General features: G+C 55.3%; 13 protein-coding genes and 1 tRNA gene. 7 read left to right on the forward strand and 7 right to left on the reverse strand.

What is annotated here, in order from left to right:
* Positions 1-35 precede the first annotated feature (35 nt).
* On the forward strand, positions 36-1,526 hold the full coding sequence (gltX, locus tag ABY734_RS06065; RefSeq protein WP_372778107.1) for a glutamate--tRNA ligase: 1,491 nt from the start codon (positions 36-38) through the stop codon (positions 1,524-1,526).
* Positions 1,527-1,599: 73 nt separating this feature from the next.
* Positions 1,600-1,675: transfer RNA gene (locus ABY734_RS06070), tRNA-Ala, on the forward strand.
* A gap of 160 nt (positions 1,676-1,835) precedes the next feature.
* On the opposite strand, the gene ABY734_RS06075 is transcribed toward ABY734_RS06070, so the two are convergent.
* Positions 1,836-3,515, reverse strand: coding sequence for a hypothetical protein (locus ABY734_RS06075; RefSeq protein ID WP_372778108.1), 1,680 nt, complete (start codon positions 3,513-3,515; stop codon positions 1,836-1,838).
* Between the two features lie 419 nt (positions 3,516-3,934).
* Here ABY734_RS06075 and bfr (ABY734_RS06080) point away from each other — a divergent pair, with 419 nt between their 5' ends.
* Entirely contained in the window at positions 3,935-4,399 is a 465-nt protein-coding gene (gene bfr, locus ABY734_RS06080) for a bacterioferritin (protein ID WP_372778109.1), read from the forward strand.
* A 21-nt stretch (positions 4,400-4,420) separates the two neighbouring features.
* Positions 4,421-4,903, forward strand: a complete 483-nt coding sequence (bfr, locus tag ABY734_RS06085; RefSeq protein ID WP_372778110.1) for a bacterioferritin — start codon at positions 4,421-4,423, stop codon at positions 4,901-4,903.
* Between the two features lie 42 nt (positions 4,904-4,945).
* On the opposite strand, the gene ABY734_RS06090 is transcribed toward bfr (ABY734_RS06085), so the two are convergent.
* The 6 genes from ABY734_RS06090 to ABY734_RS06115 all read right to left on the reverse strand — a co-directional run bounded on the left by ABY734_RS06090 (position 4,946) and on the right by ABY734_RS06115 (position 10,057).
* Positions 4,946-6,658, reverse strand: coding sequence for a hypothetical protein (locus ABY734_RS06090; RefSeq protein WP_372778111.1), 1,713 nt, complete (start codon positions 6,656-6,658; stop codon positions 4,946-4,948).
* Positions 6,659-6,907: 249 nt separating this feature from the next.
* Positions 6,908-7,678: a pyridoxine 5'-phosphate synthase gene (locus tag ABY734_RS06095; RefSeq protein WP_372778112.1), complete on the reverse strand. Its 771-nt coding sequence runs from the start codon at positions 7,676-7,678 to the stop codon at positions 6,908-6,910.
* Positions 7,675-8,235, reverse strand: coding sequence for a peptidylprolyl isomerase (locus ABY734_RS06100; protein WP_372778113.1), 561 nt, complete (start codon positions 8,233-8,235; stop codon positions 7,675-7,677). The genes ABY734_RS06095 and ABY734_RS06100 overlap by 4 nt, the downstream gene beginning before the upstream one ends.
* A complete protein-coding gene (locus ABY734_RS06105) occupies positions 8,235-8,921 on the reverse strand; it encodes a TIGR04211 family SH3 domain-containing protein (RefSeq protein ID WP_372778114.1) in 687 nt (228 codons plus the stop codon). The genes ABY734_RS06100 and ABY734_RS06105 overlap by 1 nt, the downstream gene beginning before the upstream one ends.
* Positions 8,922-8,992: 71 nt before the next feature.
* A complete protein-coding gene (locus tag ABY734_RS06110) occupies positions 8,993-9,292 on the reverse strand; it encodes a YciI family protein (RefSeq protein WP_372778115.1) in 300 nt (99 codons plus the stop codon).
* 39 nt (positions 9,293-9,331) lie between these two features.
* Entirely contained in the window at positions 9,332-10,057 is a 726-nt protein-coding gene (locus ABY734_RS06115) for a VC0807 family protein (protein ID WP_372778116.1), read from the reverse strand.
* A 103-nt stretch (positions 10,058-10,160) separates the two neighbouring features.
* Here ABY734_RS06115 and ABY734_RS06120 point away from each other — a divergent pair, with 103 nt between their 5' ends.
* The 3 genes from ABY734_RS06120 (at position 10,161) to ABY734_RS06130 (ending at position 12,678) form a co-directional block, all read left to right on the forward strand.
* Positions 10,161-10,982, forward strand: a complete 822-nt coding sequence (locus ABY734_RS06120; protein ID WP_372778117.1) for a PHP domain-containing protein — start codon at positions 10,161-10,163, stop codon at positions 10,980-10,982.
* A gap of 24 nt (positions 10,983-11,006) precedes the next feature.
* Positions 11,007-11,633, forward strand: coding sequence for an L-threonylcarbamoyladenylate synthase (locus tag ABY734_RS06125; RefSeq protein WP_372778118.1), 627 nt, complete (start codon positions 11,007-11,009; stop codon positions 11,631-11,633).
* A gap of 130 nt (positions 11,634-11,763) precedes the next feature.
* The gene (locus tag ABY734_RS06130) at positions 11,764-12,678 is read left to right on the forward strand and encodes a ScpA family protein (RefSeq protein ID WP_372778119.1); all 915 of its coding nucleotides are present in this window, start codon (positions 11,764-11,766) and stop codon (positions 12,676-12,678) included.

A 12,678-nucleotide genomic window follows, 5' to 3' on the forward strand; every position in this document is an offset into this window, starting at 1 on the left:
CGCCTATTGTATGAAATTCGCCACCAGGAATCATTATGACTGCTGTTCGCACCCGTGTTGCCCCTTCGCCCACCGGTGACCCGCATGTGGGTACCGCCTATATCGCCCTGTTCAACTACTGTTTTGCCAAAGCCAACGGCGGCCAGTTTCTGTTGCGGGTGGAGGATACGGACCAGCAGCGCTCTACACCGGAGTCTGAACAAGCCATTCTCGATTCCCTGCGCTGGCTGGGTCTGGACTGGGACGAAGGTCCCGATGTCGGTGGGGGTGCTGGGCCCTACCGGCAGAGCGAGCGCAGTGATATCTACCGCGAGCATGTGGAGCGGTTGCTGGCCAGCGGTCACGCCTTCAAATGCTATCGGACCTCGGAGGAGCTAGACGCCTTGCGCGAACAGCGCCGGGAGGCCGGACAGCACACTGCACTGAAGCCCAGTGACCTCAAGCTTTCCGAGGCCGAACAGGCCCAGCGCGAAGCGCAAGGGGCGCCTTACGTGATCCGCATGGTCGTGCCTGAAGAAGAGGGCCGCTGCGTGATCAATGACATGCTGCGCGGCGAGGTTGAACTGGACTGGGGGCAGGTTGACGCCCAGATCCTGCTTAAATCCGACGGCATGCCGACCTATCATCTGGCCAATGTGGTAGACGATCACCTGATGGGCATTACCCACGTAATTCGCGGTGAGGAGTGGATTAATTCTGCCCCCAAGCACAAGTTGCTGTACCAGTACTTTGGCTGGGATATGCCGGTGCTCTGCCACTTGCCGCTGCTGCGCAACCCGGACAAGAGCAAGCTCAGCAAGCGCAAGAACCCTACCAGCATTCTGTACTACCAGAAAATGGGTTATCTGCCAGAGGCCCTGCTGAACTACCTGGGCCGTATGGGCTGGTCGATGCCGGATGAGCGGGAGAAGTTTTCGCTGGCTGATATGATTGAGGCTTTTGATATCAAGCGCGTCAGCCTGGGTGGCCCGATCTTTGATGTGGAGAAATTGTCCTGGCTCAACGGCCTCTGGATTCGTGAAGAGCTGAGCCTGGAGCAGCTCGCAGATCGCCTGCGGGATTGGGCTTTCAACAGGGAGCGGCTGCTGGATATTCTGCCTCACGCCCAGCCACGTATGGAAACTTTCAGCGATCTGGCCCCTCTGGCAGCTTTCTTCTTCTCGGGAAAACTTCCGTTAACCGCAGACAGTTTTCAGGGTCTGGCGGTGCAGGACGAGGCGCTGCTTGAATTGCTGCAGCTCTGTGTCTGGCAACTGGATAACCTGCGCGAATGGAATCGCGATGCGATCTTCCAATCCTTGAAAACAGTGGCCGATGCGCTTGAGCTGAAAATGAAGGATTTCGTCGCGCCCCTGTTTATCGCGGTGGCCGGTACCACAGCCTCCATTTCGGTATTTGATTCCATGGTGGTGTTGGGGCCGGATATGAGCCGGGCTCGCCTGCGGGATGCACTGAATTTGCTTGGTGGAGTGGGTAAAAAGAAATTGAAAAAGTTGGAGAAACGCTACGCGGAGATCGAGTCATAAAAAATCGGGATTAAGTGCGCATTCGAGTTGACAGGCATCTGGAGTCTGCTTATTATGCGCACCTTCTCGCGTGGGGGCTATAGCTCAGCTGGGAGAGCGCTTGCATGGCATGCAAGAGGTCGGCGGTTCGATCCCGCCTAGCTCCACCAATTTCCTTCCGGTAACAACTCAAGACTCATCCGGGTCTCCGAGCCTGGCTTTTAATCCATTGCTGTTTTGTTGAAGAAGGCCTGCTTTGCTTGCGGTCTGCGCTCAGTCGTTCGTCCGTCGGTAGGTAGGTCATGCCACGCGATGAACATGGCGCTTTAATCAGAGGGACTCCCAGAGCTCGCTGAATTCCTCATTGGCAGAGTCTTCCTGGACAAGCCCCTCATCATTTTCCTTGACGATCGCATCGTACTCATACACCGCAAAGTCCCGTGTGCTCGACAGCTGTTGTTTTAACTGCAGGCAGAAACTGCCGGCGGGCTGTGTCAGCACCAGTTCAGAACCTTCTGACATTGAAATATTGGGTAGCAGGAGTCGTGAGGGTGTGCCTAAAGTGCTTTCTGCCCCCAACAGCAAGGCGCGGTAGGTAGGCTGCTCCTGGTCGAGCAGTCGCGCGACGTAGGACTCAGCGGCGTGACTGAGAATTTCGATGCCGACCTGCAGTTCTTCCTCACTGTGCTTTTTTATCCAGCGAACACAACCAACACTCCAGCAAGGGGCGTCGCCTTCTCTAAGGCCAAGCACTTCACCAGTGCGCAGCTGGGTGCTCTCCGTTGCTGGCCAAGCGATGTAGTAACCTCTACGGCTGACATTTACCGTCTCCACAGTGAAATGACGGTTGATATTGGATTTGTTTTTTTTGTTTTGCTTTTGTGGTTCTGAGTAGTCAATCTCTTCAACCGGATTTGTTGATAAGGTTGATTTTTGAGGATGAGTTTTGGTTGCCGGGGAGCTTCTTCCCTTGCGATCACCGTTGTCGTAGCTTAGGGGCTGGCTGATAGCTTCCAGTGGCTGCTCACCGGCGACAAAGAAGTGGGTAGATGAAAGGCCCACGGTCAATTCCAGGTTGCGTCGTTCTGCATGACGATCTTCTCGATCGCTGATGCTGCTCCAAGCCTCCAGCAGTTTTGAGCTTAGTTGAGGAGGCAGCTTGTTGTCGTCGTTCTTGCCGCCGCGAACTTGCTCACTTATCACTTCGATAAGGTCGCTGGTGTTAATGCCCAGAAAGCCCTCGGAATCCTCACACAGCTCCTGATATATCGGGGGCTGATTACCCTGCGGGTTAAAAATAAAGCAGCATTTGCGTGGGTCAGAGGTCTGTATTCGTGCATTTGAACTTAGCTGGTGCAGGGTTTCGTGCAGGGTAAGCTGCGCTTGTTGCGACATTTGGTAGGGGTGGGCGCCGACAAAGAGCATTGGTCTCAGATAAGCCTGTTCTACCGTGCAGCTGCCATGGCAGGGGTCGTCGACTCGAATGGGGTTTAGCTTGTGTTTTCTGCTGATTTGATAGCAGCGGTGCAGCTGTTCCCAGCAGTTAGGCTGTTCACTCTGATACAGGAGATAACTTCTCAGAAGTAGCACGCTGCGTTCTGTGAGCTCCCGGTGCACGGCCAACGCTAGCGATTGTCGAAATCGACTTGTCCAACTATGACTCAGAATATCTTCAACTGCCTGACGGTAATTGTCAGCCAGATAATTGTTGAAGCGGTTGCAGAGCCGAACGACTGCTGCAGTCTTCTCGGGAAGCACGATCGATGCGTTCAGATAGCGTGGTTGAAGGCCTTGCAATATCAAATGTATGGAGGGACGCAGTGCCTCCAGTGTCTCCAGTCGTTGCCGAAAGCTGCAATCCAGATTGGATAACTCATCCAGAGTTTTGTACAGCTGCTTGCTGGATTCCGCCAAATTGGCTCGCGGAAGCTTGTTTGCCCAAGCCGTTACACTGCTGGCATTGAGCTCAAACTGACTGTGGTTGGATTGGCCCCGACGGCGGAGTTTCATTGATTGCACGCATCCATGGTCTTGGGGGAAAGTTTAGATTAAACCATCGGTGGCTATACTAGCAATCCATGCTTGGGCACTTTGGCCCGTTAATTCTGATTCAATGCATCTGCGTCCCCCTCAGGCGATTGGATGGCGTGCTTGTGTCTTACGTCTGCTCCTGGTTGTTGCTGCTCACTGCGAGCGTTAATTGGGCGGTGTGATCCTTCGGCGGGAGCAGAGCCCAGTGTACTCAATGAGAGTTTTCGAGACACGCAGTGAACGGGCGCTAATGAGTTAAAGCGCAATGCTAATAATTTGCATTACTGTTTGTACCCTTTTGAAATATAAGGATAAATTGACACGCTGTGCGGTCCGGGTACAATCGCAGGGAATGACCTTACACGCCACCTCAACCGTGTGGCTATCAGGAGATTCCCATGAAAGGCGACGCTAAAGTCATCGAGCTGCTGAACAGCCTGTTGACTGCCGAACTCACGTCAATAAACCAGTTTTTCCTGCATGCACGAATGTATCGAAACTGGGGCTTGGAAGAACTGAACGAAAAGAGCTACAAGAAATCCATCAAGGATATGAAACAGGCGGACGAGCTGATTGAGCGTATCCTGTTTCTGGAAGGTCTCCCCAACCTGCAAAAGCTGGACAAAATCCGTATTGGCGAAAATGTCGAAGAAATGCTGAGCTGCGATATGGCATTGCAGCACGAGCAGCTGGATAAGCTGCGCGACGCCATTGCCTATTGCGAAACCGCGCAGGACTATGTCAGTCGAGATCTGCTGGAAGATATTCTCGAGTACGAGGAAGCGCATGTGGACTGGATTGAAACCCAGCACTATTTGATTGCCAACACAGGCCTGGAAAACTACCTGCAGTCGCAGATATAAACCGTTACCGGAGGACATATTATGAAAGGCGACAAGAGCGTTATTAAAGCCTTGAATGGCCTGCTGAGTTACGAGCTGGCTGCGATGGACCAGTATTTTATTCATTCACGCATGTACGACGATTGGGGCCTGCATAAACTGCATGAGCGCATCGCCCATGAGTTCGAGGATGAAAAAGGTCACGCTTCTGCATTGATTGAACGCATCCTGTTTCTGGAAGGCTCACCGGATATGGTGACTCGCGAACCCATCAAGGTTGGCAAAAATGTACCAGAGATGCTGCAGAGTGATCTGGATATCGAGATTGCTGTTGGGGATGCCTTGAAAGAAACCATTAAACTCTGTGAGTCGGTAAAAGATTACAACACCCGCGAGATGCTTGAAAAACTGCTTGAGGACACTGAGGTGGATCACCGCTGGTGGTTGGAAAAGCAGCTTGGTCTGATCAAGCTCGTCGGTTTGCAGAATTATCTGCAGTCACAGATGGAAGCCGCTTCAGAATAAGCGGCTCTCAGTTGCGTTTTACCCGCTGCTGGCCGGAATAGCTCACAGAATTTCCCAGACCTCACTTAGATCCTCGTGTGATTCCTGGCGCTGGTCGGCAATGCTCTCTTTCTCACTTTCCTTCGGGACGATGGCCTCGTATGCGTAAAGCGCGAAGTGGCGGGTAGCTTGCAGTACTTGTATAAGGCGCACGTGGAGGCGGCCACCGGGCTGAGCCAGTTCCATTTCAGTACCCGCTTCGAAGGAGTTAGAAGGTAGCAGCAGGCAAGGGGGCTTGCCGGAAACGCTTTCTGCCCCCAATAGTAAAGCGCGGTAGGCCGGGCCGTGACCTCCGACCTGGATTGCAGCGTAGGGTTCAGCCGCGTGACTCAGAACGGCAATGCCGATGTGCAGTTCTTCCTCACTTTGTTTTTTTATCCAGCGAATGCAGCCTACACTCCAGCAGGGCGAGTGGTTCTCACGCAGGCAGAGTACATCGCCGTTACCCAATTGGTTACCTTCTATCGCGGGCCAGGCAATACAGTAGCCGCTGCGACTGACATTGACAGTTTGGACCAGATAATGTCGGTAGCTGGTTGATTTGCTTAGAGGCTTTTTCTGTTGGGTGCTGGAGTAATCGATGACCTCAACATCAGCCAAGCTCAGGTCGCGATGCTCCCCAGGAGCGGGAGCTGCTTGCCGAGGGGGGGCATCGCGTCTGCTTGGGCTTGTGCTGAGTCCCGCGCTGAAAACGTCGAAAGTTTGTTCTTCCGCAATAAAGAAATGGGCCGAGGATATCCCTACCGCCAAGTCCACTTGCCGGGTTTCCTCGTGACGTTCTTCAATACGGTCACTGATGCTGCTCCAGGCGTCTAAAAGCTTCTCGCAAAGCGGAGTGGGCAGGGGGGTGGCAGCTTTCGATCCGGCGGTTATCTGCTCTGAGAGGAAATGGGTCAGCGCGCCGGTGTCAATGCCCAGAAAGCCGTCAGGGCTGTCGCACAGCTCCCGGTAAATCGGTGGTTCGGTGCCGTTAGGGTCAAACAGAAAACAGCATTTAAGAGGTTCTGTTGCGCGTATTCTCGCTTTTGTGGACAGGGTGTGCAGCTCCGCATACAGCTTGAGCTGGGACGCCTGGGTCAACTGATGAGGGTGTGCACCGACGAACAGCATAGGCCGCAAATAGGCCTGTTCTACCGTGCAATTCCCAAAGTCGGCGTCTTTAACGCGGAGATCCAGTAGTTTGTTGTCATGAGCGATCCGGTAGCAGTTGTGCAAACGTTGCCAGAAATCGGGTTCCTCGCTCTGGTAAAGCAGGTAACTGCGCAGCAGTAGCTGGCCCAGCTCACTGAGCTGTGTGTGCAGAGCCAACGCCAGAGATTGTTTGTATCGGCCTGCCCAACTGCGATGCTCGAGAATATCCTTGGTCGCCAGGCGGTAGTTTTCCTCCAGTTGGTTGTTAAACAGGTTGCAGAGCCGCACGACCTTGGCAATATTTTCAGGCAGAACGATTGGCGCCTTCAGGTAGCGGGGCTGCAGACCTTGTAATATCAGGTGCACAGCCGGGCGCAGAACCTCGAGTACTTCGAGCCTCTGCTTGAAGCCGCAGTCGAGTTTGGCTAGCTCGTCCAGCGCCCGATAGAGTTGTTTGCTGGTTTCTGAGAGATTGGCGCGCGGGAGTTTATTAACCCATGCCGCAACGCTGTCGCCCTCAAGGTCGAACAGGCTGTGTTTGGGCTGATTCTGGCGTTTGAACAGCTTCATGATGGTCCATGTCAATACGTTTCCAAGCACCCAGTGCGCGAAACCGGGTTACTACTAAATACTTGATTCTACAGCACTACTCCTAGTTTGTTAGCCCTTTGAAGATTGCTGTCTGTTCATTGCTGAGACCTGAATCTCAGTCTAGGACGATTCCGGCTCCCTTTTCCAAAAGACTTATAGGCTTGGAATTGCGTAGCGACAACTGTCTGTGTATGCCAAAACTGGCGAGACAGCGCTAGCGAGGCAATGCGAGAAGGGGGCTGTTCAGTCCTTTCCCAGGCAACGCTGGTAGGCAGCGATGCATTGGCGCAGGCCCAGTTCAATGGCATCGACCGTAAAGGCGTGCCCGATTGACACTTCCTGCAGGTCAGGCAGGGCTTTGCGAAAGGTATCCAGATTGTGCAGGTTCAGATCGTGGCCGGCATTGACGCCTAGCCCAATAGACGCGGCAAAGGCGCTGGCTTCGCTGAAGGACTTCAGGCTCGATTGATAATTGCCCTGGCTGAAGGCGTGGGCATAGGGGCCGGTGTAGAGCTCGATGCGATCGGCGCCCACCGCACGGGCCTGTTCTATCTGCGATATTACCGGGTCCATGAACAGACTGACCCGGCAACCGAGAGCTTTCAACTCTTCAATAACGGGTTTCAGCGTTTCTCCGGACTGGGTCAGGTCAAAGCCGTGGTCAGAGGTGAGTTGGCTGTTGCTGTCCGGCACCAGCGTACATTGCGCCGGACGGGTTCGTCTGACAATTTCCAGAAAACCGGGGTAGTCGCTGACGCCCTTGCGATCCGACTTCATGGGTGCTGCAAAGGGGTTGCCCTCGATATTGAACTCCACATTCAGCATATCCGCCAGCGCGTAGCAGTCGTCGGCGCGAATATGGCGCTGATCCGGACGCGGGTGGACGGTGATGCCGTCGGCGCCGGCGTCGATGCAGCGCTGGGCGTGGTCGGTCACACTGGGGTATTCGGTGTCGCGTGAATTGCGAATCAGGGCGATTTTATTGAGATTGATGCTCAGCGCGGGCTGATTCATTGTGCGTTTGTCTCACCAATACTGACCCGTTCAACGACAACTTTTTCTTTGGGTACGTCGCGCATAAAACCTACCGTGTGCGTCGGCAGATTATTGATGTCGCGCACCACAGACTGGCCGTCGATTACCTTGCCGAACACCGCATAGCCCTCGCGACCGGCACGCCGGTCGAGACTGAGATTGAGGCCGACGTTAATAAAGAACTGTGAGGTCGCACTGTCGGGGTCGCTGGTGCGGGCCATGGATATAGTCCAGCGGTCATTGGTCAAACCGTTGTCGGATTCGTTTTTGATCGGATCGCGGGTGGGTTTTTCCTCAAGATCGACAGTGAAGCCACCGCCCTGAATAACAAAGCGGCGGATGCTGCGGTGAAAAATTGTGCCTTCGAAAAATCCGCTGCGGGCATACTGCAGAAAGTTTTCCACGGTGATCGGCGCTTTATCCGGGTAGAGCTCAATGCGGATGTCGCCGTGAGTAGTGTGCAGAGTCACGGTCGGGTTGGCCAGCGCCAGCGGGCTCAGCGTCAGCAGAAGCAGCAGAAAAAGGCGATTCACCATCAGATCCACTCCGAGCGCTTGCGCGGCCGCAGGCGGGGCAATACGATGGCGACCAGCACACCGAGGATCACCGCAAAAGCTCCGTTCAGGAAGGCCTCGTTTTCATGGTTTTCGCGCAGGCGGGTGTTTTCAGTTTCCAGTACATCGACCTTGTCTTTCAGCATTTGATGGGCTTCCGACAGGGCCTGGTATTCGCGTTCCATTTTGATGGCATTGGCTGAAATACGCTTGATTTCGTCGAGCTCCTCACTGAGCCGGGCATTTTCAGTTTCCAGTTCAGACGCCGTCGACTGAGCCTCTTTAGAGGCGCCAGCGGCATTGCTGAAGGCGCGCTTCAGCTTATTGTTTTCCTCTTCCAGGGCTTTCAGACGGGCGGCAGTTTCCGCAAGTTTGATTTCTGCGACCGGGTCGCGATCGAGATAGCGGGAGAGTATCCAGCCTTCCAGGCCCCGGCGGGTGCGAATCAGGCTGTAGCCCGATTCCTCGTCTGTTTCCAGCACGGTGACCAGGGTGCCGCTAGGCAGGCCTTTATGCAGAATGCGGTGGTTGGCGCTTTTACCGCTGCGAAGGGGTACGTAGAGGCGGTCGGTGATATACCGCTCTTCGGTTTGGGCAAAGGCGGTCGGGATCAGCCCCGTGCCGCTCAACAGTGCAAAGATGAAGAATGAGGCTACTAGCTTGTTCACTATCGGCTTCCAGTGCTCAATTATCGTTTTGAGGGCTAAATCTACCGTAACGCACCGGCAGATAAAACCACTCAGGGAAGTACATGCTTAAAGGGTTTGATGCTGACGCTGGCGTAGACACCGGCTTCGATGTAGGGATCAGCATCGGCCCAGCGCTGGGCCGCTTCTTGCGATTCGAATTCTGCTACCACCAGGCTGCCGGTAAAACCCGCTTCGCCGGGGTCATTGCTTTCGATGGCGGGATAGGGGCCTGCCAGTATCAGACGCCCCTCATTTTTCAACTGCTCCAATCGCGCCAGATGAGCCGGGCGCGCCTGCTTGCGCAGGGCCAGACTATTGGGCACATCCAAGCAGTTTATGGCAAATAACACGTTTTACTCCTCCAGACCGGCCCCAAAGCGGGCGCAAGGCTAATGTTGCTGCAGAATATCTTCCAGCTTTAATTGCGTTAATTTTTCGATACCTACAAAAAGATAAACGAGTGAAATGGTCATGACCACCATGCTGGGAATGGCAATGACCGGAAAGCTCAGGGCCGTCATTTTGCCCAGCTCTTCGGTATAGGCGGTGGTGCCGGGCGGGCTGACCAGCACCCATTTCGCCAGCAGATAATTCAGCACGGATGAGAGAAAAAATGAGCTGGCGACCAGGTAAGTCGCTACTTTTAGGCGCTGCTCCAGCAGGGGCAGCGTACCGCGCTCTCTGGCCGCGTCGGTGATCCGATCCACCTGCATGATCTGGTCGTTGAACAGAAAGGTCTTGACCAGTGGGTAGGGCGTGTATTGTGAAATCAGGGTCGCCAGACCAATCAGGCCGGGGATGGCCGCTTCCTTGATGGCGATGTATTTGGGGTCAAGCTGCATCAGGCTGATGCCCCCGGTCAGGGCAATGCTGATCACACCGAGGATGGAAAAAACGTTCGCTTCGCGGGTTTTGACGAAATCCCGCAGGCCATAACCGATGGGAAAGGCCAATGCGACCACTATGGCCCAGCTTGGCCCCAGATAGTCTTCTTTCCCCAGCTTGGTCAGAATCAGCGTAGGGATGATAAGATTGAAGGCAAGATTGGCGAGCAGGCTGCCGTGTGGCTTTTTGGCAGAGCGTGCGGTGGCCGAGCTTGAGGTTTGTTCACTCATTGACTACAGGTCAGGTTTCCAGCGAGCGGACACTATACTGGCTTTGCCCTGGCCGGCCAACACGGAGTGGGCCCGTCCAGGTTTTTTTGGGAGTCAGGTACCCTTGCGAGTTGATTTTCACACCCACACCACCATGTCGGATGGCAGTCTTGAACCTCACGTGCTCATTGAGCGCGCAGTGGCGCAGGGCGTCGAAATGCTGTCGATAACCGACCACGATACGCTGGCGGCTTACGCGTATCTGCCGGCTAATCCCAAGCTTCGTATTATTCCGGGTATCGAGTTGTCCTGCGTGTGGTCAGGGGTGACGGTGCATGTGCTGGGGCTCAATGTAGACCTGAGCGACAGTGTGCTGGCGGCGGCGGTTGCCGAGCAGGAAGATGCTCGCGATAAGCGCGCGCAAACCATTGATGCCCGCCTGGCCAAACGCGGTCACAGCGGTTTGTACGAGGAAGCGCGGCAGCAGGTTGGGCCAGACAAGGCGCTGGGGCGCCCGGATTTTGCGCGTATTCTGCTGCAGCGCGGTGTGGTGTCTTCCATGCAGGAAGCCTTTGATCGCTATCTGGGTGCCGGCAAGGTGGGAGATGTGAAAACCCATTGGCCGGAGCTGGCAGAGGTTGTCGACTGGATTGTGGCCAGTAAAGGTGTGGCGGTGCTGGCCCACCCATTGCACTACAAGCTGACTCGGAGCAAACTGCGCCGCCTCGTGGTGGCCTTCAATGAGGCCGGTGGGCGCGCGTTGGAAGTGGCCAACGGGCGTCGCTGGAATGAGTCGGATCTGTCCCATTTGCGCGGGCTTACGCGCGATTTCGGTATGATGGCCTCCATCGGCAGCGATTTTCATGCCGAGAGCCCCTGGAGTGAAGTAGGCTGTGATGCCGCTCTGGTGGGCAGTTGTGTCCCGGTTTGGCAGGCCTGGCAGTAAGTGTTAATTAAAGAGGAGTTCAGCTTGAGCCAGTTTTTCCAGGTGCATCCGGAAAATCCCCAAAAGCGCCTGATTGCACAGGCGGTAGAGATCATTCGCAAAAGCGGCGTGGTGGTTTATCCGACAGATTCCGGCTATGCGCTGGGTTGCCATATCGGTGACAAATCTGCGCTGGAGCGGGTGCGACGTATTCGCCGGCTGGATGCCAATCACAATTTTACCCTGGTCTGCCGCGACCTCTCTGAACTGGGCACCTATGCGCGGGTCGACAATACCGCCTTCCGCCTGATCAAGGCTCATACGCCTGGCCCCTATACCTTTATCATGCAGGCGACCGGTGAAGTACCGCGCCGGCTGCTGCACGCCAAGCGCAAAACCATTGGCTTGCGGGTGCCGGACAATGCCATAGCGCTGGCTCTGCTCGAATCTCTGAACGAGCCGTTGATGAGTGTGTCGCTGATACTGCCCGGCGACGAGATGCCGATGACCGACCCCTACGATATCCGTGACACCCTGCAACACGAGCTGGATCTGGTGATCGACGGCGGTTTTTGCGGGATGGAGCCCACCACCGTGATCGACCTGGTGGATGAAGTGCCGGTTATCGTTCGCAAGGGGCAGGGCGACTGGTCAGCCTTCGAGCCGGAATAGGCGCTACCCGGCGTATCTGAAGGGTAGGCGCGGCAGGCAGACGTAGATAGTACCGCCGCCCACATGCGCGTATAATGCGCCGTTTGTGAACCTGCCTTCGAGGGCAGCTCAGCAGTAGAGATCAGCTTTGGTGGATGACGACACAATAACAGCGCAAAGCGATACCGCCGAACCCGAGTCGGTCGCCCTTGAACCGGCAGACAACCCGAATCCGCTCGGCGGTGCGCCTTTGAGTCTGGAAGCCCTGCGCCGCAACGCTTCGCCGCAACAGGGCGAGATGCCGTTTGCCGTTGTGCTGGGCAAGGCGGTGACTGAACTGCCGAAGGATCTCTACATTCCACCGGACGCGCTGGAAGTTTTTCTTGAGGCCTTTGAAGGCCCTCTCGATCTGCTGCTGTACCTGATCAAACGCCAGAACCTCGATATTCTGGAGATCGACGTCTCCCAGATTACCGAGCAGTACATGCGCTACGTAAACATGATGAACGCCATGCAGTTCGAGCTGGCGGCAGAATACCTGTTGATGGCGGCCATGCTGGCGGAAATCAAATCGCGCATGCTGCTGCCGCGTTCGAGCGAGGTGGAAGATGACGAAGAAGACCCCCGCGCCCAGTTGATTCGTCGCCTGCAGGAATACGAGCGCTTCAAGAAAGCGGCCGAAGAAATTAACGAAATGCCGCGCCTTGGCCGGGATATTTTCGAGGCCTCCGCCGAGCCGCCGCCGCGTGAGCATGCCCGTCCCGAACCGGACGTGGATATGCGTGAGCTGATGCTGGCGTTGAGTGAAGTGCTGCGCCGGGCCGATCTATTTGAAAGCCATCAGATCCAGCGCGAAAAGCTGTCGACCCGTGAGCGCATGTCAGAAGTGCTCGCCCGCCTGTCGACTGAGCGTTTCACCCCCTTTGTTACCCTGTTTTCGCCGGAAGAAGGGCGCGTGGGTATTGTGGTGACCTTTCTTGCAGTGATGGAGCTGATTAAGGAATCACTGATCGAAATTGTGCAAACCGAAGCCTTCGGGCCCATTCACGTAAAAGCCAAATCCTGA

It is taken from the genome of Litorivivens sp. (assembly GCF_041624475.1).
Taxonomy (GTDB): Bacteria; Pseudomonadota; Gammaproteobacteria; order Pseudomonadales; family Spongiibacteraceae; genus Litorivivens.

Coding starts and splice junctions, on each gene's coding strand:
- gltX (WP_372778107.1), top strand. CDS start 36: ATGACTGCTGTTCGCACCCGTGTTGCCCCTTCGCCCACCGGTGACCCG.
- ABY734_RS06075 (WP_372778108.1), bottom strand. CDS start 3,515: ATGAAACTCCGCCGTCGGGGCCAATCCAACCACAGTCAGTTTGAGCTC.
- bfr (WP_372778109.1), top strand. CDS start 3,935: ATGAAAGGCGACGCTAAAGTCATCGAGCTGCTGAACAGCCTGTTGACT.
- bfr (WP_372778110.1), top strand. CDS start 4,421: ATGAAAGGCGACAAGAGCGTTATTAAAGCCTTGAATGGCCTGCTGAGT.
- ABY734_RS06095 (WP_372778112.1), bottom strand. CDS start 7,678: ATGAATCAGCCCGCGCTGAGCATCAATCTCAATAAAATCGCCCTGATT.
- ABY734_RS06100 (WP_372778113.1), bottom strand. CDS start 8,235: ATGGTGAATCGCCTTTTTCTGCTGCTTCTGCTGACGCTGAGCCCGCTG.
- ABY734_RS06115 (WP_372778116.1), bottom strand. CDS start 10,057: ATGAGTGAACAAACCTCAAGCTCGGCCACCGCACGCTCTGCCAAAAAG.